Here is a 24,351-nt window from a genome sequence, read left to right as displayed (position 1 = left end):
ACCCCTCCTATTCTTTTAACCATATTTTCATTAATTCTGCAGCTAGTTCAGGATTCTGTTTCGCTTCTTCCCTTACTAGATCTTCTTTATCACTCATGACTTTATTCTGTTGTTTTTTACGTTCCATATTCAAATCGATTGGTTCTGGTTCAACAGGAAGTGGTTGAGCCGGTTGAGTTGGAGCCATTGGTTGAGGTTCGAAACTTGCTTCAAACTCATCAAATTCATCTTTTCGACCTTTACGTAGAATAGATAAAATCGCAATGCCTAACACAAGCAGTACAATACTTCCAATCATGAATGGCCAGTATCTTCTAAAGAAAATCATAATCTCTTCCATAATGTCTGTGTTGATTGTAGGTACCTCTTCATTACCCGCAAAAGCCATTGACTCTACCGTAACGTCTCCACGTATTGCACTATCTTGAGTGTCTAGTCCTAAAGCACGTCTGACAATCGGAACAATTTGATTCTGCGCAATGACTGCGTCACCGGTCTGGTTAATGATAATAGAAGCATCTACGGTTTCAATGACACCTGGTGCTCTAACATAACGTTCTGAGTTCTGATCTAATTCGTAGTTAATTGTGCGGTCAAGAGAGGTATTCTGCTCAGTTTCGCCATCGTCGGCTACAGGCAGTTCGCCTTCTTCTATTAGTCCACGCAGCATATCACTAGCTCCATTATAGTTCTCGGTCTGACTTCTAATCAGTCCTTCTCGGTCCGGAGCTTCTTCACTGTTTGGATCAACCATAGGTGCAGTATAAGTGACTGTTTCACCTTCAACTGCATCAAAATTCATTGAAGCATTGACGACTACACGAATATTATTAGGACCATAAACTGGCGCTAATAATTCATTGATTCGTTTTTCAAGATCTTGTTCATAGCTCTTTTGTACAGAGAGCTGCTGATTGGAAATATCTGTAGCACCAATCGCATTTTCTCCATCTTGTAAGAATCCACTTAATAGATTTCCGTTTGAGTCTACAATCTGTATGTTGCTTACAGGTAGTCCGTCAACTGCACCGGCAACTAAGGATGCAATTCCTTGAATGTTTTGAGTCGTTAACTGATTTGCTCCTCTAGTCTGAAGCACAATAGAAGCAGAAGCTTCACTCTTATATTCTGGATTTTGAAAGATACTGTCTTCAGGTATCGACAGCATCACCTTAGCTGCTTCTACTTGCTGTAATGAAGAAATAGATCGTTCTAACTCTCCTGTTACAGCTCTTTGGTACATGATCTCTCGGTCTTGATCTGTTGCCATCATACTTGTGTCATCGAAAATTTCGAATCCAGTAGAACTTTCAGGCATTAAGCCATTTGTTGCGATTTCAATACGATATTGATCGACCTGTTTTTCATCAATTAAAATCGTCGTTCCGCCGTTCTCCAATTTATAGAGAATTCCTTGTGTCTCAAGATCCTCAACAATCGCACCCGCATCTGCTTCTTCCATATTCGAAAATAGAACGGTGTATTGCTTTCTTTGAGACATATAAGCAACACCAGCAAGCACAATCACTGCAACTACAATTAACATGATCAGTCTTTTTCTTTTTGCAGCTTCAAGGTTCATCCAGCCACTTTTTAAGTTACCCCATATATCTTTTACCTTGTCCATAAACGCATACTCCCTTTAACAGCTGCTGGTTCTAACTTAGAACTGCATATTTTTGATTTCGTTATATGCTTCAAGTGCTCTATTTCTAAATTGAACAGCAACTTCTAAAGAAAGCTGTGCTTCCGTTGTTTTAATCATAACTGTATGCAAGTCGTCCGCTGTTCCATCAACGAGTGCTTCTACAGCTTGAGTAGATTCAACTTGTTTATTTTCTAAGGATTGTAAGGCATTAGAAAAGACGTTTGAAAAAGGATCGTTTTCTCCTTTTACCACGCCCCCTTTTTGATTAGTCCCTATTGTTCCATTCATTTCAGTTAATGCATTTGAGTATAATTGATTAATTCCATTCATTCCTGACATTCTGTGCTTCCTTTCAATCTGAATTATTTATTATTTTCCAATTTCTAGTGCACGTTTCAGTAAATCTTTATTGTTATTCATAGCTGTAACATTAGCATCGTAAGTTCTCATGGCCGTCATCATTTCCACCATTTCATCTGCCATGTCCACATTAGGATAGGCAACATAACCAAATTCATCCGCATCAGGATGTTCTGGCTCGAATACCATCTTGATATTATCTTGGTCTGCAGTAACACCTGTGACTCGGACACCAGCGCTACTTGTATTCACGTCACCAGTGAAACCAGATGTTTGTGTTCTGAGACTTTCTTCAAATTCTACTTGTTGTTTTATGTAAGGACCTTCGCCATTTTCTGTTCTTGTTGTATTTACATTGGCGATGTTTGTTGAGATTGTATCTAACTTGAATCGTTCAAGGGTTAACCCACTTGCGTTAATACGCATTCCATCAAAAATTGACACTGATAACTCCATCTCCTTTTATTATCTTAATACAGATCTAAGCATATTATATTGCGCACTTGTTTGAGATACGAGAGCCTGATAATGAATCGAGTTCGCAGCTAATTCTGCCATTTCTGTATCAATGGCTACATTATTGCCATTTTCTCCTACTCGATTACCTTCTTGTGCTCTTACCTTTGCTGTAACATCATTATGACCAGATACTCCAAAGTGACGCTCGTTGGTTTTTCTGAGTCCAGTACCGTCCATTGCTTGCTGAAGAACGGATTCAAATTCTACGCGCTTTGCTTTGTAACCTGGAGTATTAACATTCGCAATATTACTAGACACTGTTTCTTGTCTAAGATTTGTAGCATCTAATGCTCTGTTTAATAAAGAAATATTTTTGTAATCCACTAGAATTCCCCCATTACCTATTGCTGTATTTGATTTATGTATAAAATCAATATTCTGTTTAAATATTCATCAAACACAAGTGTAATTTAGTCATGAAAAAGTTTCAATCTTAATTTTTTTGAGATATTTTTATTTGATTCGTAATTGTGAACATTTGACTGAAATCATAAAATCAAGATAACACTTTTTTCAGCACTCCTAAAACCCGCTTGTTAGTTAATCCCTATAATATCAATGGTTATCTGAAACCAGATACACTAGATGAGTAATCAAGTAGTTAACTTGATGATAATGTCAACCACCAATATGGTGTTAAATTTGTCATTAAGTAAACAAATGACAGTTTTGTGAACAGGAATACTAAATCGGTTTCATTGCCTATAGATTGATATCGTTATCTTATAAATGATTTTTCTCAAAAATTATATAATGTCAGTAATGTAAAAAAACCATTTATAATAGGTAATATTATTGTTAATTTTTATACATTTTTCTTTAAAATTTAGAATACCCTAACACATAGAAAAAGACCAACAATTAAATGCTGGCCCACGCTTCTAGTAATTCGCTTAATATTGCTCTAGCTCCAGTCATTCTTTCAGAATCTTTTTTTAGATTTGCCTGGAGTAACTCATTTAGTAAATATTCATATAGAGTTTCAAGTTCACTAGCTATGTGGTTTTCTCCGCCTTGGTGATTCAAGGAATTTAATAACTCCGCTACAATATCTTGCGCTTTGATTAGATGACAATTGACCTTTTCATTATCTTTGTTTTCTAATGCTAGCTCAGCTAGTCGAATATTTTTGATCGCACCTTCATAAAGCAAAACAACTAGTTGCTTCGGAGAGGCTGTTTGAATCTGATTTGTTTTATAGACATTTGACGCATTACCATAACCCATGTTCATACTCCTTGTCTTCTATTAAGCCTGTCTGTCCAGAAACATTGACTGATTCTGGTCCATATACCCGTTGATCATCTGGTTTTTCTTGTTGACTTGATTCATTTGGTCTTTTACTGCCATGTTTTCATTCTCGATGAATTCAATCAATTTTCTTTGCTTGAAAATAATTTCTTCCCATACTTCGGTATAACTATCAGAAAATTCTTTTTTTTCCTTGTCTGTTAATTGTCTGTCTAGTTCATACATTTCTGAAATAATCTCTTCAATTTCATCAATGATCTGAGTTGCTGAACCAGTCGTGTTATTAAACGTTTCGTAAGCGTTAAATACATTTAAAAGTAATGCTTTCTTTTTTTGTACTGTCTGATTAGCTTGAACCATTATAGACCCTTCCCCTTAATGCTACTTATCATTTCCGCCTAATTGTCCCATCATAAATTGAATCTGAGATTCCGCCTGCATCATTGCCGTATCTAAAGCCGTAAATTGTTTAATGTATTGCTCACGCTTTGTCTCAATACGTTTGTTGAACGTTTCGATGCGCTGATTAACGTCTTTAATTAAACGGTCATATGTTTCTGACTTTGTTTTGATAATACCTGTTGTACTTGAAATATATTCATTAACTAATGACCGAGCTGCATTAGCAAATCCACTCAATTTTGTTGTTTTACTTCCTGATTCGTCTTCAACTTGTTCCGAACTATGAAAGAAATTAACAACTCCATCAGGATCTTCTTCTAATTTTTTGATTAGTTTGTCACTGTTAAAAGTTGCAGTCCCGTTACGATCAATCTGGACACCTAAATCTTGCAGGTTGTTGACTGACCCAGAAGCTGTTTCTATATTTCTTGTAAACATACTTCTCAAGTTAGTCTGTAATCTTGCTATTGAGCTATCACCCACTAAAGTACCTGTTACATTATTTTCTGCAGATGGGTCTCCTACTGAGGTTTGCTGCTTTATAAATGAATTCAAAGAGTTATACTGATCCACTAACTCTTTCATTGCGGTTGCGGCTTTTTCAGTATTATCTGAAATGGTCAAGGTATCTGACTTATTGTCTTCATGAACATTTTGTAGTTTAAATGTAACTCCTTCGATCACATCATCAATCGTATTACTATCTTTTGTAATCTCTAAACCATCAATAAAGAGTATAGCCGATTGACCTTTAACAGCTTCAACCGATACTAATTCTGAAGATTTAAAACCTAACGCTTGAACAGCATCTCCATCGACTGACAAAGTTTTATTTCCTAAATCTGAACGTGTTAAGATCAAACGATTATCAACAATACTAGCTTTAACTTTTGAATCACTAGAAGTTTCATTAATTAAATTTTTTATATCTTTTAAATCCATTTCAGTAGTAATATCAAATTCGAAGTCTGACTCACCATTATTGATTGTTAGTTTTGAATCCTCAGAAAGCAACCCTAAATCAGCTTGCGTGCCTGTCAAACGTGTAGCAGTAGCTAGTTGACTAACTTTAAGTTTGTACTCACCAGTGTCCGCATTACTAGTAGAAGAAACAGAAACAAATCCTTCATTTGATGTTTTCACTGTTTTTGAATTGAAAGTTTCCGGGTTTTTAAGTACTTCGAATTTTTTATATAAATTGTCTAAGCGACTATTTACATCTTTCCAAGCCGTCTGTTGTTTCTGATACGTCTCTTTTTGCTTTGTGAACTTAACGCCTCGAGAGGATTCTGCTTGAATTAGTTGTTCAACCGTACTCATATCAATACCAGAATATAGCCCCATAACATTCATTGCACTCATAGTATTACTCCATTCTATCTATAATTAATCCTGACCATTCCCAAATACCAGCGATGATATCTAGCATTTTTTCAGGTGGAATTTCACGCAGTACTTCACGCGAATCAATGTCTACTAACTCAACGAGCACCTTTCCTGTGCCTTCATGTTTTCTGAAAGTCAGTTGAGTGTTTACCCGTTGCATGACATCTTTCGCTTCTATAACCCATTGATCAATTTGTTCTTCAGAGGGGTTTCTTTTAAGTAAATCTGCAGTTTGGTCTGTTCTTTTAATTTCTCTTACAGGTTGTATCGGTTCTACATAAGAACTCCCTTGTAAGGATATCGTACTTTTGCTATGTTGTAAAACTCTATCGATATTTTTAATCGTATTATGTGTATTAATTCGCTGACTCATGTCCCAGCTCCTCTAATCAATTTGAAAACAGCAATTCCCATATTAACTAAAACAACCGGAACAACTGCATCAGAATATGTACAACAAAACCGAAGCTGATAAATCCAGCTTCGATATCGTTAGTTTTAATAAAATTTGGCTTATTGAGATTAACCCAATAATTGAAGAACGCCTTGAGGCATTTGGTTTGCTTGTGCAAGCATTGCTGTTGAAGCTTGAGAAAGGATGTTTGATTTCGTAAAGCTCATCATTTCTTCAGCCATGTCAACGTCACGAATACGTGAGTTTGCTTCTGAAAGGTTTTCTTTAGTCGTTGTTAAGTTATTGATTGTGTGGTCTAGACGGTTTTGGTTTGCACCTAAGTTTGAACGTTGTTCAGATACTTGTTTGATTGCTGCATCGATAACATCAATCGCTTCTTTATGATTTCCAGCAACTGCTGGGTTTGCTACAGGATCTGCACCTTCTGGAGTACCAACTACGTTAATAGCAGAAAGTTTTGTATCTTCTTTACCTAAATTAGCAGAATCCATTGCTGAAATATTTACAGTTAAACTATCGTTAGTACCTGTATTAGAACCAATTTGAAGTTTAAAAGTAGATTGTGAATCTGCATTTGTTGATACTGAACCATCTAGTAGTGTTTTTCCATTAAATTTTGTAGTATCAGCAATACGGTCAACTTCTTTTGTTAATTCATTTAACTCTGATTGTATAGCATTTAAATCATCCGTACTATTCGTCTCGTTTCCTGCTTGTACAGAAAGATCACGCATACGGTTTAAGATTGAATGGGTTTCATTCAATGCACCTTCTGCTGTTTGAATCAATGAAATACCATCTTGAGCATTACGAGTTGCTTGGTTTAAGCCAGAAATTTGATTTTTCATTTTTTCTGAAATTGACAGACCAGCTGCATCGTCTCCTGCTTTGTTGATTCTTAATCCAGATGATAATTTAGCTAATGAACCACTCTTTGCACTGTTTGCTTGAGACAAACGAGAATATGTATTCATCGCTGCTGTATTTGTATTAATACGCATAATTAATTTCCTCCAGTTAATTTAAATTAGGCTTGACGCCTTCTATCAATACTATCGACATCTATTTATAAAATTTAAGTAGATTGTATAAAAAAATCGAAACTGAAAATTTCCAGTTTCGATTTTAATGAATTTAGAATTATCCCAATAATTGAAGAACACCTTGTGGCATCTGGTTTGCTTGAGCAAGCATTGCAGTTGATGCTTGAGAAAGGATGTTAGATTTAGTAAAGCTCATCATTTCTTCAGCCATGTCTACATCACGGATACGTGAGTTCGCTTCTGAAAGGTTTTCTTTAGTAGTTGTTAAGTTGTTGATTGTATGATCCAAACGATTTTGATTAGCTCCTAAATTAGAACGCTGTTCAGAGACAGACTTGATAGCTTCATCAATTGAATCGATTGCTAATTGAGCACCGCTTTTACTATCGGCATCAGCTGCTTCCGCAGTAACATCTATAGCATCAGTTCCAGTAACATTAACTCCTAATGCAGTTGAATTCATTGCTTTGATATTTACTGTTAGTGTATCTGCATCAGCTGTATTCGCTCCAATTTGTAGACCAAATGATTTGGTTGATTCTACTGCACCAAGAGTTTCTCCATCAGCTGGAACTCCGTTTAATAATGTTTTACCATTAAACTGAGTTGTTGTTGCAATTCTGTCAATCTCAGATGACAATTCTTTGATTTCTGCTTGAATAGCATCTAGATCATCCCCACTATTTGTTTCATTACCTGCTTGTACAGAAAGATCACGCATACGGTTTAAGATTGAGTGTGTTTCGTTCAAAGCACCTTCTGCTGTTTGGATCAATGAAATACCATCTTGAGCATTACGAGTAGCTTGGTTTAATCCAGAGATCTGGTTTTTCATTTTTTCTGAAATTGAAAGACCTGCAGCGTCGTCTCCAGCTTTATTAATTCTTAGTCCTGATGATAGTTTAGCTAATGAGTTACTTTTCGCTCCGTTAGCTTGAGTCAAGCGAGAGTATGTATTCATCGCTGCTGTATTTGTATTTATGCGCATATTTATTTCCTCCATTATTTATAATTAAGTGAAGGCGTTTCGCCTTCTAGTAATACTATCGTCATGTATTTGAGAATTTTAAGTGAATATCTTTAAAAAAACTCGAAACTGAAAAATCCAATTTCGAGTTTAAATAATATTATTATTATCCTAATAACTGTAAAACACCTTGAGGCATTTGGTTCGCTTGAGCAAGCATTGCCGTTGAAGCTTGTGAAAGGATGTTAGACTTCGTAAAGCTCATCATTTCTTCAGCCATGTCAACGTCACGGATACGTGAGTTTGCCTCAGACAAATTTTCCTTAGTTGTTGTTAAATTATTGATTGTATGATCCAAACGGTTTTGGTTCGCACCTAAGTTTGAACGTTGTTCAGAAACTGATTTAATCGCAGCATCAATTGAATCGATAGCTTGTTGAGCGCCATTTTTTCCATCGACTTCAGCTCCATCTACGTCTAAAGAATCAATTGCTAAGGATTTAGAGCCCATTCCTTTAATACTGACCTCTAAAGTATCCTGACTACCTGTATTTGATCCGATTTGAAGAGTAAAAGAAGCATTTCCTGCCATTGCTGCTTCTATAGCATCCGAGTTTGCATCCTCAGCAGGTGTAGCTCCGTTCAAAAGAGATTTACCATTAAACTGAGTTGTAGAAGCAATTCTATCTATCTCGTTAGTTAATTCATCTAATTCTGATTGAATAGCGCTTAAATCATCGTCACTATTTGTTTCATTTCCTGCTTGAACAGAAAGATCACGCATACGGTTTAGGATTGAGTGAGTCTCATTCAATGCACCTTCTGCAGTTTGGATCAGTGAAATACCATCTTGAGCGTTTCGAGTAGCTTGGTTTAGTCCAGAGATTTGATTTTTCATTTTTTCTGAGATTGAAAGTCCTGCAGCATCGTCTCCTGCTTTGTTAATTCTTAATCCTGATGATAATTTAGCTAATGAATTACTTTTTGATCCGTTTGCTTGTGTCAAACGTGAGTATGTATTCATAGCAGCTGTGTTTGTATTTATACGCATGTTAAATTCCTCCATTTAATTATTATAGTAGGCTGTTCCGCCTTCTATTCATACTATCGTCACTTGTTGAAAAAATTTAAGGATATTTAATATAAAAAATCGAAACTGAAATTTCCAGTTTCGATTTTTTATATTGGTTGATTATCCCAAAAGTTGAAGAACGCCTTGAGGCATTTGATTTGCTTGTGCAAGCATTGCAGTTGATGCTTGTGAAAGAATATTAGATTTAGTAAACGACATCATTTCTTCAGCCATGTCAACGTCACGGATACGTGAGTTTGCTTCTGAAAGATTTTCTTTAGTTGTTGTTAAGTTGTTGATTGTGTGATCTAAACGGTTTTGATTAGCACCTAGGTTTGAACGTTGTTCAGAAACTTGTTTAATGGCATCATCAATTGCATTAATTGCGTCTGATGCTCCTTGTGTTGAAGTAACATTAATATCTTTCAATGTATCAGTTACAACGCCTTCTTCAACTTTCCCTAATCTATCTGAATTCATTGCTGAAATTTTAACTGTTAGTGTATCATTAGTTCCAGTATTTGAACCAATTTGTAATGTGAAGTTTGATTGATTATTAACCGCATTAGTATCGCCGTTTAATAATTTTTTTCCATTAAATTGAGTAGTAGAAGCAATTCTATCTATTTCATTTGTCAATTCGCCAATCTCTGACTGAATAGCAGCTAAATCGTCTTCGCTATTAGTTTCGTTACCCGCCTGAACAGAAAGATCACGCATACGGTTTAAGATTGAGTGAGTTTCGTTCAATGCACCTTCTGCTGTTTGGATCAATGAAATACCATCTTGAGCATTACGAGTAGCTTGGTTCAAACCTGAGATTTGGTTTTTCATTTTTTCAGAGATTGAAAGTCCCGCTGCATCGTCTCCTGCTTTATTGATTCTTAGTCCTGATGATAATTTAGCTAATGAGTTACTTTTCGCTCCGTTTGCTTGTGTCAAACGTGAGTATGTATTCATCGCTGCTGTATTTGTATTTATACGCATGTTTTTTTCCTCCAATTATACTTTGATAGTCCAACGAAGACCTTATAGTCTTCTAACTATATTATCGGACTAGACTAATATAATTTAAGTAAATTAAAAAATAAAAGTGTAGACCGGTTCTTACAGACAGATCTACACTAACATTTTATCTAATATAATCCAAAAGGTTATTCTGAAGAATTTTAGTTCCCATTTGTAAAGAAGCTTCGTAAGAAACCATCTCCATAGAGTATTTCATATAGGTTTCTGCTAAATCAATATCTTGAGTATTTGAATAAGTCGTTTTCAAATTTAAATACTCAGATTCATTGCGATCTTTTGCTGCGACTAATCGGTTCTGAGTTGCTCCAATATTGGTACGAAGATTCACAATATTATTCATTTGTTTGTCAACTCTATTAAGTAAGTCTCCACCTAGTTTCTCAGTATCATTTTCATCTAATGCTGTAAGTAATTCATTAAAGAATGATCCTAAGTCGTCAGCGTTTTCGTCAGCATTCATCAATTTACTACCATCTGTTTTCAAATCAACCGTTACACCACGTGCAATTTCTTTAGATGTATTATCTGATGTTCCTTTGTATGTTACTTTAGGCATTTCTCCGTCAACTAAAGCTTCTTTTACAAACGGTTTAGTTGTAGAGTTATTCCCTGCAAAAATATATTTCCCACCGAAACTGGTGTTAAGTGAGTCCATTAATGTATCGATTTCATTTTCTACTTCTGCTTTGATGGACTGTCTATCCTCGTGGTTATATGTTCCGTTAGCTGCCTGTTGAGTCAAAGTATAAATCCGTTGAATGGAAGTCGTTGCGTTTGCTAGAGCAGAATCTTGGACATTCGCAAAATCGATCGAGTCATTTATAGTGGACTTGTATTCATCGTTTTGTTTAATTTCGTTATTCAAATCAAGCATTTTTGATACTTTCAATGGATCGTCACTTGGACGACTAACTTGTTGCATAGTCGATAATTGTTCCTGATATTTATACACGTTCTTCATATTGTTATTTAAGTTACGCATAAAGTTTTTAGACATTAAAGAGTTGGTTACTCTCATCTATTACACCCCAGTTCGGTTAATTAAGGTATCTAACATATCTGATAAAGTTTGGAGAACTCTTGAGTTCGCTTGGAAAGCACTTGAGTACTTGATCATATCGACAACTTCATCATTGATGTCTACACCTGATACAGATTCGCGTCGTTGTTCTAGTAATGCCATCAATCCTTCTTGCGTATCCAGCATGTTATCTGATTGTTGTTTGATGATACCCATATTGGTTACCATACTGTTATATTTACTGAAAAGTGTGGAGTTACTTCCATTTCCCGGTTCAATCGTCATCGTATCTGATTTGAACCAGTCATTCCCACTAGGAATCGGTGTGTTTTTTAAACTAGAAATCAATTGAGCTCTAGAACCATCACCAGCAACTAAATTATCAGTCGATTTCCCTGTCACGACAAGATTGTTATCATTTCTAATTTCCTGATTTATCTGAATAGTTGAAGAAGCATTTTCTTCTGTAAGAGTGAAGAACTCTCTTCCTGTACCATTATCACTATGAATCATATTCACTGCATTCGCAAAACTAGAAACAAATTCATTTAAATCATTTTGCATATTATTAATGACGGAAAGGGCTTCTTGTGTTCCTTTCACTGCACCTGATTCTAAATTGATTGGACTAAAAGTTGCTGTAGCATCTGTGTTTGACTTCACTACAAATTGACCAACTTCAGCTTCCACTTCAAGTACTGTTCCATCAGATAACACAGGACGTCCTGCTTCATTCATACTTGTAATTGTTTGAATCTCTTTACGAGAACTTGCATCTAATAAATTTTGGCCGTCCATTGAAACAGCTACACGATTGTACTTATCTCTCTCAACTGTGATATTTCCTTGACTCGCCAATTTGTTCACAAGTTGATCTTGTGTATCTAGCAAATCATTTGGTGCGAATCCTCTAACAGAAGCTTGCCAGATTTGCTGGTTCAAGTCCTCCAATTGTTTTAAGGTAGAGTTTGCATCAACTGCTGATTTATCTAAGCCTTGAATCGTATCTCTTTTTAAAGCATCCATAGAGTTAGACATATGTTTAACAGTATCTACAAAGGTTTCACTTGTTTGAACGAGCATCGTTTTGGAAGCGGCTTGTTCCGGGTTAGATGCTAAATAAGTCCATGCATTAAATACTTCTGAAATTTGATTCGCAAGCCCTGTGGCAGATGGTTCATTGAAAGTTGCTTCTAGTTGGCCGATCGTATCAGACAGTGACTGATGTTTACCTGTAGTAGAATAGCCATTCATCAATTGAGTATTAATAAACTGATCTTGCATACGTGAAATACTACCGACTTGTACGCCTGTTCCAACTTGACCAACGCCGGCTACTTGTTGCGCAATGTTTGTCTGAAGATTCACGCGTTGTTTTGAATAACCTGGTGTATTCATGTTAGACACGTTGTGGCCAATGGTTTGTAATGCATTTTGCTGGGCTTTTAATCCACTTGTTGCGGTGTTTAGTGTACCGAATAATCCTGACATTTGTATGTACTCCTTATAAAGACTGGTCTAGAAATGCGGTCTGTCCTGATTTCTCGAATGTCCCTGTTTTTGAATAAGTATTTTTCTTTGTAACGTTATTTTGAATACTTGATATCAATTGCTCTGTGAAGCTCATTGACTGTTCTGTCAACATCAGATTTGTTTCTTGAAGTTCCTTGATTTCTCCGGTAATTGAACTTAACTGATCTAACTCAATTTCACTTTCATCAAAATCTGTTAAAGTTAACATGATCTCTTCTTTAGTTGAAATCAATTCAAGCAGTCTCTCGCCATCATTTTGGATCAAGACTGCTCGCTCTTCGATTAAAAGATTTTTTAGTTCAGTCATTTTCGCTAAAACTTGTTCTGTTTTAGACATGCTTTATTGCTCCTTTTGTGACTGAATCGTGCGCACTAGTTCTGAAGAAATTTTACTAGCATCTACTTCATAATCACCATTTTGAATAGCATCTTTAATTGCTTGTACTTTTTCAGAAAAAACGGTTTTGTCTGCATCATGTAAAGCTTGTGCTTCTTTAGAAATATTCACTTGCACTGGTGATTGGTTTTTAGGGGTTTCTTCAGATTTTGTTTGTTTAGCAGACTGTCCTGATTTTGTTTGATTGATTGAGTTTAAATAGCTTTTGTGTTGGTTATTGATTTTCATCATGATCGCCTCTTTTAGTTTATTTTTAAATAAAGAATATGTTTCGAGTTCATTACTCATATAGAGTTTTATACATTACTTATTATCGGAAGACAAAATAAATTATTAAGCCTAATTACTAAAATGTTTAACTTCAATAGTATATCTTAAAAGACGATCAGTTTAAAGTGGACAAAAAAAGACACGAAACAAGTCCGTGTCTTTGAATCTATTGATTAATTTAAATGAGTAATGCGTTGTTCTTTGCTTAAAATATTTGTAATTCTGATACCAAAGCTTTCGTTGATAACAACAACTTCGCCTTCTGCAATCAGTTTGCCATTTACATATATTTCTAGTGGCTCATCCGTCATCTTGTCTAGTTCAACAACTGAGCCTGTACCTAATGACAATATGTCTTTGATGGTCTTTTTACTTTTACCTAAGACAACACTGAAATCTAGTGGTACATCCATGATTAAATCAAGGTTCCTTGGAGAAGATTTTGCTCCAGTTTGTTCTAGATCTTGGAATTTAGGCTTTTGAACATTGACTGATTCCTGAGGTTTCGGCGCTTTAGGAACGGGGGCAACAGCTGGCGCTGGCGTTTCAGCGACCACTTCTTCTTGCTCACGACCTTGAACGACCTCAGCTTCATCACCAAGCATGATTTCAACGATTTCCTTCGCTGTTTCAAGAGGTAAAATCTGCATGATTTCACTTTCTAGTAATCCTTCCACACTTAGTTGGAAAGAAATCTTACAAATCGTACTTTCATCTGTAATGTTTTCCAAAGTGGCTTCTTCTGGGCTTTGCCATACTTCAACGTTTGGAGGCAAGATATCTATTGGTTTACTGAACATCGTCGCCATTGCCGTAGAAGCCGTCCCCATCATCTGGTTCATCGCTTCAGCAACTGCACTCAGTTCCAACTCAGTGAATTCTTTACCTTCTACACCTTTACCATCATTGCCCATCATAAGATCCGCAATAACGACAGCATCTTCAACATCAATCATTAAGACGTTGTTTCCGACTAATCCTTCTTTGAATCCAATCGTTGTAACGACTTTTGGTACTTCACATTCATCAATAATTTGTTTTAACGTAACACCAGAAACAACAGGTGTCGTGATTTTAATCGTACGATTTAACAATTGAGAAAGTGTCGTAGCAGCTTGAGACATAGAGATGTTTCCAACTTCTCCTAATATGTCTTTTGTTTCTTGTGGAATACTATGGTCAACAGAGGCTGTTTCTTCTTCCGCTACAGCCGTATCCACTGGACCTGTGCCATTTAACAATGCATCGATTTCTTCTTGTGACATTTGACCGCTACTCATCGGTACTCTCTCCTCCCATAAACTTCATAACTTCTACTGCCAGTTGATCCTCGATCATTCCTGGTTTCACTTTGTAATATGGCTTGTCTTCAACATACATCGTTAATGGTTTTGATGTCTTCTCATTCAACTGTATAATGTCGCCTTCTTCCATTTCAAGGAAATCAGAAATCGTCATGTGAGACTCACCTAGTAGGACTTCCAGATTCAACGGAACCTGTTCAAGGTTTTTAGAAATCTGACCTCTCTCAGAAGAATCGAATTCTTTACCTGAATGGAACCAGTTGCGGAAACTCAATTTGTCCAGCATGTCCTCAAAGAATATGTAAGGTACACACATATTGATAAAAGTCTTTTGTTCATCAAGTGTAACCGAGAATGTAACAAGTAAGACAGGTTCATTTGGAGACATTGTCTGTAGTAATTGCGGATTCGTTTCCGTATATTCTAATTCAACTTTTAGTTCTGTAATTTCTTTCCAGGCCGTTTCAAAAGAACGCAAGAATGAAGTCGTAACATCTTCTAAAATAGCTCTTTCGATATCTGTGAAACTATCTTTATCTGATGGTAAAATTTCATCTGATAATTCGCCGAATCCACAAAGGAGTTCGACCATTTGTAAACTGAACTGAGGATTGATTTCTATAATCTGCATCCCACTAAGTGGTTTGCTTTGAAAAATACCCATTAAGGTAAAACTTGGCACGGAATGAACGAATTCATCGAACGATACTTGCTCAATTGCCGCAATTTTTATATCTACGGGCTTTCTTAGTTGGGTAGACAACAAATTGACTGCAATTTTGGAAAAGTCTTCGAATACCATCGTAATTGTTGATAGATATTCTTTTGACAAACGAACAGGTCGACGAAAATCATACGGTTTTACTTTAGGGGAATCCAGTTCCTCTACCATTTGTTCTGTATCAATTTCGCCACTGTCCATTGCATCCAACAATGCATCAATTTCTTGTTGTGACAGGACTTGTTGGCTCATTATACTTCCTCTTTCTCCTTAAAGATCTGATCCAATTCAATAACGCTTACGATACTGTCGTAAACAGATAGATATCCAGAAATGACAGATTCTTCTTCCCCACTTAATTGAAATTCATTTTCTTCAACATCGGTTACACCAATCACTGGACCTACTTTTAATGCGATAGGGTTCTCTTCAGTATGTATGATGATGGTGTTTTTGTACCAGTCTTCTTCAGTAGAACTCGTTTCATTCAAAAGTTTATCAAGATCAACTAATGTCATGACTTGTCCTCTTAAGTTCACTAGACCCACAGTCCACTCTGGTGCATGTGGCACTTTAGTCGTTGAAAGAATTGTCGTAATTTCTTCTACTCTATCAGTGGAAAAGCCGTAAGTTCTTTCTCCTAGACGAAATACAATTACCTGCATGACTTCGTCCCTCCTTATTATACTTATTCTAGATACAATAAAACGGTGTAGGTGTGACAATTTTTTGAATGCACATCTTCACCGTTTTATGTGTTTACTGGCTAGCTTTATCTAAAGCTTTGATAACGCGTTCTGTATCAAAAGGTTTTACGATGAAATCAATAGCTCCTGCACGAATCGCATCCATAACCATAGACTGCTGACCCATTGCTGAACACATTAAAACAACTGCATTTGGATCAAGTTGTTTGATTTCTTTAAGTGCTTCAACGCCATCTTTTTCTGGCATAGTGATATCCATAGTCACTAAATCCGGTTGAGTTTCTTTGAATTTCTCAACAGCCTCAACACCATTTTGTGCTTCTGCTGCTACCTCATATCCATTTTTTTCTAAAATATCTTTTAGTTTGATACGCATGAATGCTGCGTCATCAACAATTAATACACGTTTAGCCATTTTTAAATTTCTCCCTTCAATCCTATACGCCTAATCGACGCAATAATAATTCTAACACACCAGGCTTGGGTACAAAATACAAACTTCCTTCAATTTTGTGTCCAAGACTATAAAATTCATTTTTTATGATAAAAATGTTGTCATCATACTGTTGTTGTTCCATATAGACACTACTTACAATCGAACCAAACATATCTTCCACCATAATCGGTACTGTAGAAATAATCATTGTATCGATTATCTTCATGACAGCCGTTATAAAAGAGTGAACTAATATGTTAACTAGCTCTGAAATAGAAGAATCGATTAATTCGTCCGTTAATTCGATTCCTTCTGGCATGATCATTTTAGCTAACTGATCAGCATCTTCAGGATCGACTACAAATAGGAAAATTCCGTATTCGTCTTCATCCCCGAGTGCATTCATCAATACCGCTTTAACCACTTCTTCTTCGCCACGAATTTTCTGATAAACGTCATCATAATTCATGACTTCAAGTGTTGGAACATCCATTTCAACTTTTCGTTCAATCAGTTTAGATAAACTTGTTGCAGCATTTCCTCCACCGATATTGACCATTTCTTGTAAAGCATCTAATCGAAGTAGTGATTCGTCAAGGCTCATTGTCTAACTTCCCTTCTTTCTTTACAGATTGAAGTGATATCAAGAATCAGACTAATACTCCCGTCTCCCATGATTGTTGCTCCGAGAAATTGTTTCATTTCACCGAGTTCTTTTCCGAGTTTTTTGATGACAATCTCTTTTTGCTGAACTAACTCATCTACAACCAATCCATGTTTTTCATCACCAATAGATACGATAATGATATGCGCATTACGATCATCTGTTTCTTCAAGATTCAAGGCTCTTGTCAGACGTGTAATCGGTATCGTCGTATCGTTGTAACGATATACCTCGTTTTGATGTACTTGAATCGCTTCTTCTTCCTCAAAACGATTCACCTTATCAATAATGGCTTGAGGCATTGCAAAGGTTTCTCCACCAGAGCGAACGAGAAGCGATTGAATGATTGAAAGAGTAAGCGGAAGAACAATTTTAAATGTAGTCCCTTTGCCCACTTCACTGATCGTTTCGATCGTTCCATTCAGACTAGAAATCTTTTCTTTAACAGCATCCATGCCTACTCCACGTCCAGAAATCCCCGTTACTTTCGCAGCGGTTGAAAATCCTGGATGGAAGATCAATTGTTGAAGGTCTTCATCAGAAAGTCCAGTTGTATCAATCCCTTTTCTTTCTGCACTTTCTTTAATCATTTGAGGGTTCAACCCTTTACCATCGTCTGAAAGGGTAACAACTACTCTATTACCTTCTGGATAAGCAGCTAGTTTAACTGTCCCAACTCTTGGTTTACCAAGTTTTTCTCTTTCATCTGGCATTTCGATACCGTGGTCAGCTGAATTTCTTAAAAGGTGGATGATCGGCTCGCCAATTTCAGAGATAACCGTTCTGTCTAGTTCAGTATCTTCCCCTTCAGTAACCAGTTGAATCTCTTTACCCAGTTCATTAGCCAAATCTCTAAGCATTCTTGGGAAACGCTGCAAGACGACATTGAACGGCTGCATCCGTAACTGTAAAACAAGTTCTTGAAGCTCTGTCGTAATCCGTCCAACTTCTGTTAGGGGTTCTGTTAATTCTTGAAGTTTTTCTTTTTCCGTTAGATCTTCAAGTCTCGTTCTATGGATAACCAGTTCAGAAACTAGGTTCATAAACTGATCTAGTCTGGATAGATCCACTCTAATCGTTTGTTTGGAAATAGATTTTTTCGGTGCAGCAGTTTTTGCTTCTGCTTCAGAAGGAACGATTGTTGTTTGAGCAGCAACTTCTTTGCTAGCTGGTTGAGCCTCTTCTTCAATGCTAGGTGCTTGCTCAAACGGTTTGATTAAGACTTCTTCAATTTCACTCGTTTCAAGAATTTGTTCTTTTAAAGTTGATTCCTCTTGCTTGCTTAAGAGTAGGAGTTTAAAATGTTCTTCAAACTCGCCTTCTTCGATTTTATCCGCGGAAGGCTCTGTGTGAATAATATCGCCTTCTTGTTCCAATTTATTGATGACCAGAAAGGCTCTGGCAGCTTTCATAAAGCTATCTTTATCCACTTTGACCGCAATAACGAATGCTTTGTAATCCGCTTGTTCTGCTTGCTCGATCACGGTTAGATCAGACGGATCTAATTTTTCTAAGATTAAATCCATTTTGTCTGACTGAGTTTCTTCAGTAGTCGATTCACTAGATACTTCTGATCCACTCGAGACAGCTTCAAGTCTTGCAACAAGTGCTGAAATATCTAACTCATCACTTTCACCAGCTCTTAAGGCTTCAACGATGTCTGTAAGCGTATCTAAACAATCGAAGATCAACGAAATAGTTCCTGTATCTACTTTAGCTGTTTTGGATTTAAATAATTCAAACACATTCTCAACAGAGTGAGTCAGCTTTGCCATTGTATTGTAGCCCATCGTTGCGGCCATACCTTTTAACGTATGGGCAGCGCGGAAGATTGAGTCAATGATTTCCGTATCTTCTGGGTTTTGTTCTAGTCTTAAGACTTCTTCGTTTAATATTTCTAAATTCGTATCTGTTTCTTCAAAGAACAGATCGCGGTAGGCGCTGTTATCTTCCATACTCATCTCCTCCTTCTTTCGTAAATTATTCTATTTTTTCATAGATAAATGATGCGATTTTTCTTAACTGATACTTTTCAGGCTGATAAATAGTTTCCGTTGCGCCAGTAAATAGTAATCCACCTGTAACAAGAGAGTCTGCCATGCGCATATAGATATCGTCTTTGACATCTGATTTAAAATAAATAGTCACATTTCTACAGATGATTGCGTGGAACCCTTTTTCATATTTATCTTGAACGAGATCATGCTGCTTGAACTGAACTTTTTGTTTGATCGCGTTCTGAATACAGTAGTAACCATCTTTTAAATCAAAGTACGTATTTTTATCTATTAATGAAACGTTTTTTAATTCGTTGTCTCTGTAATACCCTTTTGCAGCACGATCAAGTATCGTACGGTCAATATCTGTAGCAATGATTTTTTGTTTTAATTTGATATTATTTTTTTGTGCGATCATTGCTAGTGAATATGGTTCTGCTCCGATAGAACAAGCAGCACTCCAAATTTTCAGTTCTTTAAATTTAGGTGATAAGTGCGTATTGATCATTAATTCAAAGTTATCAAATAAGTCCTTATTTCTAAAAAACTCTGTAACGTTAATCGTTATATAATCCAGAAATTGTTTTTTAAGTATTTCATCTTTAGAGATATTTTTTGCATATTCTTCAAGAGTCGTTGCACCTGACTGTTTCATAATTGTACCGATTCTTCTTTGCAGTTGTTTCTCTTTATAGGCATTCAAGTTTATGTTCAAATTGCTCAAGACCCACTCATAGAAAAAGTCAAAATTTAATGTCGCCATATTTTATTGTCATCCAATCATATTTTTTAGGATATCACCGATATCGTACAGGCTTGCTACCTTATCAGAATAGCCTTTTTCCTCAACGTTTCTAGGCATACCGTAGATAACCGATGTCTCCTGATTCTGTGTAATTATATATCCGCCGTTTTCTTTAATTGCTTTGCTTCCTTTTGCACCATCATTACCCATCCCTGTCAAAACAACTCCGACAAGGTGATGGCCATATTTTATGGCAGCTGTTTCAAAAAGATAGTCAACTGCCGGCCTAACGCCATGTATTTTATCTTCTTCAGTCAACAATATCTTGTCACCATCTAACAACATATGTTTACCTCCAGGTGCTAGATAAACCGTATCTTTTTGTATTTTCTGTCCATCTTCTGCCTCTAAAACAGTTAAAGCAGCAATTGAATCCAGTCGATTAGCGAAAGAAGTTGTAAAGCCTTTTGGCATATGTTGGACAATAAATACTGGAATCTCAATTTTTGGTGGTAACATCTTTATAACTTCTACCAGTGCTTTGGGTCCACCAGTTGAAGCTCCTATAACAATGGCTTCTACAGGTAAAGTAAAGTTACTGGTTTTTTGTCTTATCTTTTTATTAGGTAGTTTATTTAGTTGATTTTTTGGTTTTGTAAACAACTGAATCTTTTTTTCTAAACGTTCTTGAAAGATTCCCCAGTCTCTATTTAGTTCCTGCGGTCTTTGAAGGTAATCAACTGCACCCATTTCTAGCGCTTTAAGGGTTGTTTCTTTTTTACTGTCTGATGAACTGATCATTACTGCTGGAATAGCGTGTTTTTGAATGAGTTTTTTGAGTTCGTTTGTTTCATTTAAATCAGGCACCTGGGCATCGATTGTAATCAGGTCAGGAAAAGGTTGTTTCAGTTTTTCAATTGCTTCTTTACCACAACTGACGAGGCTGTGTACTTCTACACCTTCAATCTCCTGAAGGGTATGACTCATTATCCTACGCATGAATGCCGAGTCATCAATGACCATTATTTTTATCGACATTTTCCAGCATCCTTTACTTGTTCCCTCTTGCGGTATTCGCAGGACTATAATATATGCAGTTCACGGTTGACCATCCGTACAGTCACTTCAAACGTTTCTAGATCAACAAACATTGAACGACCCATCTTTCCACCTGTGTGGTCTCCTAAAATGGGGATTTTTAGTTCATTCAAGGTCTTTTCAACTGCTAACGTATTTCTTTTTCCAATCTGCATTGTATCGTTTTGATTGTTAAATTTAAACATACTAGCGCCACCAGCAATTTTAGCGATTAGTTTCTTTTTGCCCGTTTCTTTTTGGATTTGTTCTACAACTCTTGGTATCGCCAAGTCTGCAAATTTTTCCCATTTTGTCGTATCTTTGAATCCTTCACTTTCAGGTAGCATGATATGAATCAATGCACCTTTTTTCGTAATCGGTTCGTGTAAAGCAATCCCTATGCATGAACCGAGTCCAATAGTCACTAAATGATTGGGCGGCTCAGAAATTTTATAATCTGAAATGCCTACCTTCACTTGTTCAGACATGGTCTTTTCCTCCGTTATTCTACTAAGCGATTACTTTAGCTTTGTATATGGTTAATGGCAAGTAACGCCTGCATTTCCTCTGCCTGATCAGCACTAAACAACGCGTGAGGATCTAAAATCGGTACGATCCCATCTTTAGTTTGTACAAAGGCAGAAATATAAGAGGTTGAAACACCATCTTTTTTCTCTCCTGTAGCTTCTTTTGTTGATATTTGATCTTCATTGAAGTCTTCAACAGCAAGGACTTCGTTTACTGTTAAGCCGATCTTTTCTTCTTTCCATTTCACGACCACTGTATCTGTTTGATCAAAATTCTCTAACCGTTGTTTAAAGAATCGCTCAGATAAATCAATCATAGGAACGATCGTACCTTCAATATCTTGCATGCCAATAATATAAGAGGATACATCCGGTACAATTGTGTAGTTCTCTATGTGGACGACTCTATCCGTTTCAGCTATAGAGATCGCATAGTTTTGTTCTCCAACTCTAAATAATATGTGTTTATTCATTACAGTTCCTCATTCCTCTTTTTCATGTTAAACGAGCTGCGGATTCAGATCTGTTTCATCTTCTTCCAAATTCACTGTTGCTTGTGATGATTTAATTTCAAAGCGTTTAGCTGATTCCTTCAAATGATCTGCAACACTTTCCAAATTCTTGATATGTGCTGAGAAGTCTTCCATCGTTGCAAGTATTTCTTCAGCATTCGCTGAAACTTCTTGTGTTCCAGCAGAATTTTCTTCTGCTGAAGCAGCAATATTCTCTAATTGTGAGACAACTTCATCTTTACGTTGATTAATTACAGAGGATGACTGCATGACGACAATCATACTCGCAACGAGTTGTTCAAGTGAGCTTGCAACATTTTCAGAAGCCGTTAATGCTTCGCCAATTTTCTCAGTTTGAACAGCACTTTCTTGATTCGTTTCTTCCAAGTGTTCAACCATGTTCGTAGATTTGCTTTGAACCATATGAATGATATTCTGAATGTCTTTAGAAGACTGTGCACTCTGTTCAGCAAGATTTCTAATTTCTTCAGCTACTACAGCGAACCCTCTACCGGCTTCACCAGCACGTGCTGCTTCTATGGAAGCATTCAGTGCAAGCAAGTTTGTTTTCTTAGCAATATTGGTAATCGCATTGACGATACCTTCAATATTTTGAATATCTCCATCCACTTCTTCAATTTGAACTTTCAATCCATTGATTGTAGACAAAGTTGTTTTCCAGTTTGCATCGACATCTTGTGTCGCAAAGGTATTGCTACCATTCAAGACCATTGTTGTATCTGCATGCTCGCCCATTTTACCAACAGCATCATTGATATCATTTAAAGCAACTGAAAGCTCATTCATCTGGTTTGCTGTTTCTTCAGTGTCTTGTGTCTGCGTACTTGTTGCTTCAGCAACACCCGAGATCGTTTGTGCAACCTCGGCAGTCGCTCGACTTGTTTGATCAGATAACTCGGTTAAAGAAGTCGCCATTTCAGAGACATTCAAGCTGTTTCCTTGGATCACTGCAATGGTTTCTTCAAATGTTTCCATCGTTTCATTGAACACAATCGCAATTTGATGTAGTTCATTTCCTTTTGGATCAAGGTCTGAATCTGCTGGATTTACTTGATCATCTTTAATTTTCGAATCTTTATTGGTAAATCTTGTAAAAGGATTTTGAATATGAACAAGTTCTTTGTATTTTAGGCGGTGTGTCAGTTTGCCATCCCGAATTTGACTGAAAGAGTTCATTAATGAACGTGCAATCGACATTAATATACTTGAGAAAAGATAAGCAATGACAGCTGCAAGGATAATCGTGAAAATTGTGATGAAAAGCATCATTTTATTTAGTGCACTGATTTCATTTTGCATTTCATCAGCGGTTACCATACCAAATATGTTCAATCCTAATGAGTTTAAGCTTTCATAATATATGCCAAATTTTTCATTGTTGACTGTTTTGTCTTGGATAAAACCTGTTGGGTTCTCAACGCTTGAGGCTTTAGCTGAAACAAAGAACGGGTCATTTCCAAAATTTTCACCAATAATAGATTCGTCAGGTGAAGCAATAGCAACTCCTTCATCGGTAAAAATCTGAATAGAACCTGTGTCAGCGATTTCTGCATTTTTAACGTCTGTTTTGATTGTCTCAAGATCTAAATCGACTGCTAGGACACCAATGACTTCTCTTCCAGCAATTAATGGTCTAGAAACCGTCATGCGCGTTTTATTGTTCAATTCATATGGAGCTGACCACATTAATCCCGCAGATTCCGATGCCGCTGTTAGCCAGGGTAGTGTTTGTGATAAAGCACCCGTTCCATTCAATGAAACCGTTGAGACATAATCCGGCTCTGCACCTGTAGCAATATAGTAAGCATCGGCAATATATCTATTCCCAGAAGATATGTATTGAAGACGTGAGTTAAGATCTGATTTTGCGCCATCAACACCAGAAGAAACTTGATTCAAAATTGAATCCATCGCGAGTCGTTCAACAGTTGACTCTGCTGCTATTGCTGCACTATTGATCGTACTAACAATATTGGTCGTGATTTGTCTTTCTTGTTCTTCAATACGCTCCGTTAAGATATTTGTTGTCTGTATGTATGTAAAAAGTAATGTTAATAATACGGGAATCAACATTACTATGGTCAAGATAAAAGTAATGGGCCATCGAACGCTCTTGTGGTCTGTTTTGCTTTGATTTTGTTTGGAAATCTTAAACTTTGACCAATCGATTTTACGGATATTCTGCTTTACTCTGTTCCATTGTTCATTCATTTTTTCCATTAATTCAACGAACTCCTTTAAATACGCTGTGCGCACAGATTTTATAATACTTTAAAGAATACTTAACTGACTTTAGTTACTATCGGTAAGTATTCTTAAAAGTTTAT

The 24,351-nt window shown here is 36.5% G+C and carries 27 protein-coding genes; all 27 read right to left on the bottom strand.

Annotated elements, in window-relative coordinates:
- Positions 1-7: 7 nt before the first annotated feature.
- The 27 genes from fliF to LG377_RS06510 all read right to left on the bottom strand — a co-directional run bounded on the left by fliF (position 8) and on the right by LG377_RS06510 (position 24,244).
- Complete coding sequence (fliF, locus tag LG377_RS06640; protein WP_225743893.1) at positions 8-1,627, bottom strand: flagellar basal-body MS-ring/collar protein FliF; 1,620 nt, start codon at positions 1,625-1,627, stop codon at positions 8-10.
- A gap of 36 nt (positions 1,628-1,663) precedes the next feature.
- Positions 1,664-1,987, bottom strand: a complete 324-nt coding sequence (gene fliE, locus LG377_RS06635) for a flagellar hook-basal body complex protein FliE (RefSeq protein WP_225743892.1) — start codon at positions 1,985-1,987, stop codon at positions 1,664-1,666.
- A 30-nt stretch (positions 1,988-2,017) separates the two neighbouring features.
- Complete coding sequence (flgC, locus tag LG377_RS06630) at positions 2,018-2,452, bottom strand: flagellar basal body rod protein FlgC (protein ID WP_225743891.1); 435 nt, start codon at positions 2,450-2,452, stop codon at positions 2,018-2,020.
- Between the two features lie 21 nt (positions 2,453-2,473).
- Positions 2,474-2,851 carry a flagellar basal body rod protein FlgB gene (flgB, locus tag LG377_RS06625; protein ID WP_225743890.1) on the bottom strand — a complete coding sequence of 126 codons (378 nt, stop codon included), beginning with the start codon at positions 2,849-2,851 and terminating at the stop codon, positions 2,474-2,476.
- Between the two features lie 537 nt (positions 2,852-3,388).
- Entirely contained in the window at positions 3,389-3,754 is a 366-nt protein-coding gene (gene fliS / locus LG377_RS06620) for a flagellar export chaperone FliS (protein WP_225743889.1), read from the bottom strand.
- 21 nt (positions 3,755-3,775) lie between these two features.
- Positions 3,776-4,138, bottom strand: a complete 363-nt coding sequence (locus tag LG377_RS06615; RefSeq protein ID WP_225743888.1) for a hypothetical protein — start codon at positions 4,136-4,138, stop codon at positions 3,776-3,778.
- 21 nt (positions 4,139-4,159) lie between these two features.
- Positions 4,160-5,542 carry a flagellar filament capping protein FliD gene (gene fliD, locus LG377_RS06610; protein WP_225743887.1) on the bottom strand — a complete coding sequence of 461 codons (1,383 nt, stop codon included), beginning with the start codon at positions 5,540-5,542 and terminating at the stop codon, positions 4,160-4,162.
- Between the two features lie 4 nt (positions 5,543-5,546).
- On the bottom strand, positions 5,547-5,939 hold the full coding sequence (locus tag LG377_RS06605) for a flagellar protein FlaG (protein ID WP_225743886.1): 393 nt from the start codon (positions 5,937-5,939) through the stop codon (positions 5,547-5,549).
- 149 nt (positions 5,940-6,088) lie between these two features.
- Complete coding sequence (gene hag, locus LG377_RS06600; RefSeq protein WP_225743885.1) at positions 6,089-6,982, bottom strand: flagellin Hag; 894 nt, start codon at positions 6,980-6,982, stop codon at positions 6,089-6,091.
- 139 nt (positions 6,983-7,121) lie between these two features.
- Positions 7,122-8,012, bottom strand: coding sequence for a flagellin Hag (gene hag / locus LG377_RS06595; RefSeq protein ID WP_225743884.1), 891 nt, complete (start codon positions 8,010-8,012; stop codon positions 7,122-7,124).
- A 145-nt stretch (positions 8,013-8,157) separates the two neighbouring features.
- Positions 8,158-9,042 carry a flagellin gene (locus LG377_RS06590; RefSeq protein WP_225743883.1) on the bottom strand — a complete coding sequence of 295 codons (885 nt, stop codon included), beginning with the start codon at positions 9,040-9,042 and terminating at the stop codon, positions 8,158-8,160.
- 141 nt (positions 9,043-9,183) lie between these two features.
- Positions 9,184-10,050, bottom strand: coding sequence for a flagellin Hag (hag, locus tag LG377_RS06585; RefSeq protein ID WP_225743882.1), 867 nt, complete (start codon positions 10,048-10,050; stop codon positions 9,184-9,186).
- Positions 10,051-10,195: 145 nt separating this feature from the next.
- Positions 10,196-11,110 (bottom strand): flagellar hook-associated protein FlgL, encoded by a 915-nt coding sequence (flgL, locus tag LG377_RS06580; protein ID WP_225743881.1) that lies wholly within the window; start codon positions 11,108-11,110, stop codon positions 10,196-10,198.
- Between the two features lie 3 nt (positions 11,111-11,113).
- Positions 11,114-12,604, bottom strand: a complete 1,491-nt coding sequence (gene flgK, locus LG377_RS06575; protein WP_225743880.1) for a flagellar hook-associated protein FlgK — start codon at positions 12,602-12,604, stop codon at positions 11,114-11,116.
- A 13-nt stretch (positions 12,605-12,617) separates the two neighbouring features.
- Positions 12,618-12,983: a flagellar export chaperone FlgN gene (gene flgN, locus LG377_RS06570; protein WP_225743879.1), complete on the bottom strand. Its 366-nt coding sequence runs from the start codon at positions 12,981-12,983 to the stop codon at positions 12,618-12,620.
- Between the two features lie 3 nt (positions 12,984-12,986).
- Entirely contained in the window at positions 12,987-13,271 is a 285-nt protein-coding gene (gene flgM / locus LG377_RS06565; RefSeq protein WP_225743878.1) for a flagellar biosynthesis anti-sigma factor FlgM, read from the bottom strand.
- Between the two features lie 215 nt (positions 13,272-13,486).
- The gene (gene fliY, locus LG377_RS06560; protein WP_225743877.1) at positions 13,487-14,593 is read right to left on the bottom strand and encodes a flagellar motor switch phosphatase FliY; all 1,107 of its coding nucleotides are present in this window, start codon (positions 14,591-14,593) and stop codon (positions 13,487-13,489) included.
- Positions 14,586-15,590, bottom strand: a complete 1,005-nt coding sequence (gene fliM / locus LG377_RS06555) for a flagellar motor switch protein FliM (RefSeq protein WP_225743876.1) — start codon at positions 15,588-15,590, stop codon at positions 14,586-14,588. The genes fliY and fliM overlap by 8 nt, the downstream gene beginning before the upstream one ends.
- Entirely contained in the window at positions 15,590-16,003 is a 414-nt protein-coding gene (locus LG377_RS06550; RefSeq protein WP_225743875.1) for a chemotaxis protein CheW, read from the bottom strand. Before LG377_RS06550 ends, fliM begins: the two co-directional genes overlap by 1 nt.
- Before the next feature lie 94 nt (positions 16,004-16,097).
- Entirely contained in the window at positions 16,098-16,460 is a 363-nt protein-coding gene (locus LG377_RS06545) for a response regulator (protein WP_225743874.1), read from the bottom strand.
- A 22-nt stretch (positions 16,461-16,482) separates the two neighbouring features.
- Positions 16,483-17,085, bottom strand: a complete 603-nt coding sequence (locus tag LG377_RS06540; RefSeq protein WP_225743873.1) for a chemotaxis protein CheC — start codon at positions 17,083-17,085, stop codon at positions 16,483-16,485.
- Positions 17,082-19,100, bottom strand: coding sequence for a chemotaxis protein CheA (locus tag LG377_RS06535; RefSeq protein WP_225743872.1), 2,019 nt, complete (start codon positions 19,098-19,100; stop codon positions 17,082-17,084). The genes LG377_RS06540 and LG377_RS06535 overlap by 4 nt, the downstream gene beginning before the upstream one ends.
- A 25-nt stretch (positions 19,101-19,125) precedes the next feature.
- Positions 19,126-19,905: a protein-glutamate O-methyltransferase CheR gene (locus LG377_RS06530; RefSeq protein WP_225743871.1), complete on the bottom strand. Its 780-nt coding sequence runs from the start codon at positions 19,903-19,905 to the stop codon at positions 19,126-19,128.
- A 9-nt stretch (positions 19,906-19,914) separates the two neighbouring features.
- The gene (cheB, locus tag LG377_RS06525) at positions 19,915-20,925 is read right to left on the bottom strand and encodes a chemotaxis-specific protein-glutamate methyltransferase CheB (RefSeq protein WP_225743870.1); all 1,011 of its coding nucleotides are present in this window, start codon (positions 20,923-20,925) and stop codon (positions 19,915-19,917) included.
- A 44-nt stretch (positions 20,926-20,969) separates the two neighbouring features.
- The gene (locus LG377_RS06520) at positions 20,970-21,452 is read right to left on the bottom strand and encodes a chemotaxis protein CheD (RefSeq protein WP_225743869.1); all 483 of its coding nucleotides are present in this window, start codon (positions 21,450-21,452) and stop codon (positions 20,970-20,972) included.
- A 35-nt stretch (positions 21,453-21,487) separates the two neighbouring features.
- Entirely contained in the window at positions 21,488-21,964 is a 477-nt protein-coding gene (locus LG377_RS06515) for a chemotaxis protein CheW (protein ID WP_225743868.1), read from the bottom strand.
- Between the two features lie 27 nt (positions 21,965-21,991).
- Positions 21,992-24,244: a methyl-accepting chemotaxis protein gene (locus LG377_RS06510; protein WP_225743867.1), complete on the bottom strand. Its 2,253-nt coding sequence runs from the start codon at positions 24,242-24,244 to the stop codon at positions 21,992-21,994.
- Positions 24,245-24,351: the final 107 nt, after the last annotated feature.

The organism is Marinilactibacillus sp. Marseille-P9653 (assembly GCF_916618885.1).
GTDB lineage: Bacteria > Bacillota > Bacilli > Lactobacillales > Carnobacteriaceae_A > Marinilactibacillus.
Note: the sequence above shows the minus strand (reverse complement) of the source record. Positions and strands in the feature narration are given on the sequence as shown.

What these genes read in the sequence shown, in the direction of transcription:
- fliF (WP_225743893.1), bottom strand. Translation starts at nt 1,627, where the DNA reads ATGGACAAGGTAAAAGATATATGGGGTAACTTAAAAAGTGGCTGGATG.
- fliE (WP_225743892.1), bottom strand. Translation starts at nt 1,987, where the DNA reads ATGTCAGGAATGAATGGAATTAATCAATTATACTCAAATGCATTAACT.
- fliS (WP_225743889.1), bottom strand. Translation starts at nt 3,754, where the DNA reads ATGGGTTATGGTAATGCGTCAAATGTCTATAAAACAAATCAGATTCAA.
- LG377_RS06615 (WP_225743888.1), bottom strand. Translation starts at nt 4,138, where the DNA reads ATGGTTCAAGCTAATCAGACAGTACAAAAAAAGAAAGCATTACTTTTA.
- fliD (WP_225743887.1), bottom strand. Translation starts at nt 5,542, where the DNA reads ATGAGTGCAATGAATGTTATGGGGCTATATTCTGGTATTGATATGAGT.
- LG377_RS06605 (WP_225743886.1), bottom strand. Translation starts at nt 5,939, where the DNA reads ATGAGTCAGCGAATTAATACACATAATACGATTAAAAATATCGATAGA.
- hag (WP_225743885.1), bottom strand. Translation starts at nt 6,982, where the DNA reads ATGCGTATTAATACAAATACAGCAGCGATGAATACATATTCTCGTTTG.
- hag (WP_225743884.1), bottom strand. Translation starts at nt 8,012, where the DNA reads ATGCGCATAAATACAAATACAGCAGCGATGAATACATACTCTCGCTTG.
- LG377_RS06590 (WP_225743883.1), bottom strand. Translation starts at nt 9,042, where the DNA reads ATGCGTATAAATACAAACACAGCTGCTATGAATACATACTCACGTTTG.
- hag (WP_225743882.1), bottom strand. Translation starts at nt 10,050, where the DNA reads ATGCGTATAAATACAAATACAGCAGCGATGAATACATACTCACGTTTG.
- flgL (WP_225743881.1), bottom strand. Translation starts at nt 11,110, where the DNA reads ATGAGAGTAACCAACTCTTTAATGTCTAAAAACTTTATGCGTAACTTA.
- flgK (WP_225743880.1), bottom strand. Translation starts at nt 12,604, where the DNA reads ATGTCAGGATTATTCGGTACACTAAACACCGCAACAAGTGGATTAAAA.
- flgN (WP_225743879.1), bottom strand. Translation starts at nt 12,983, where the DNA reads ATGTCTAAAACAGAACAAGTTTTAGCGAAAATGACTGAACTAAAAAAT.
- flgM (WP_225743878.1), bottom strand. Translation starts at nt 13,271, where the DNA reads ATGAAAATCAATAACCAACACAAAAGCTATTTAAACTCAATCAATCAA.
- fliY (WP_225743877.1), bottom strand. Translation starts at nt 14,593, where the DNA reads ATGAGTAGCGGTCAAATGTCACAAGAAGAAATCGATGCATTGTTAAAT.
- fliM (WP_225743876.1), bottom strand. Translation starts at nt 15,590, where the DNA reads ATGAGCCAACAAGTCCTGTCACAACAAGAAATTGATGCATTGTTGGAT.
- LG377_RS06550 (WP_225743875.1), bottom strand. Translation starts at nt 16,003, where the DNA reads ATGCAGGTAATTGTATTTCGTCTAGGAGAAAGAACTTACGGCTTTTCC.
- LG377_RS06545 (WP_225743874.1), bottom strand. Translation starts at nt 16,460, where the DNA reads ATGGCTAAACGTGTATTAATTGTTGATGACGCAGCATTCATGCGTATC.
- LG377_RS06540 (WP_225743873.1), bottom strand. Translation starts at nt 17,085, where the DNA reads ATGAGCCTTGACGAATCACTACTTCGATTAGATGCTTTACAAGAAATG.
- LG377_RS06535 (WP_225743872.1), bottom strand. Translation starts at nt 19,100, where the DNA reads ATGGAAGATAACAGCGCCTACCGCGATCTGTTCTTTGAAGAAACAGAT.
- LG377_RS06530 (WP_225743871.1), bottom strand. Translation starts at nt 19,905, where the DNA reads ATGGCGACATTAAATTTTGACTTTTTCTATGAGTGGGTCTTGAGCAAT.
- cheB (WP_225743870.1), bottom strand. Translation starts at nt 20,925, where the DNA reads ATGTCGATAAAAATAATGGTCATTGATGACTCGGCATTCATGCGTAGG.
- LG377_RS06520 (WP_225743869.1), bottom strand. Translation starts at nt 21,452, where the DNA reads ATGTCTGAACAAGTGAAGGTAGGCATTTCAGATTATAAAATTTCTGAG.
- LG377_RS06515 (WP_225743868.1), bottom strand. Translation starts at nt 21,964, where the DNA reads ATGAATAAACACATATTATTTAGAGTTGGAGAACAAAACTATGCGATC.
- LG377_RS06510 (WP_225743867.1), bottom strand. Translation starts at nt 24,244, where the DNA reads ATGGAAAAAATGAATGAACAATGGAACAGAGTAAAGCAGAATATCCGT.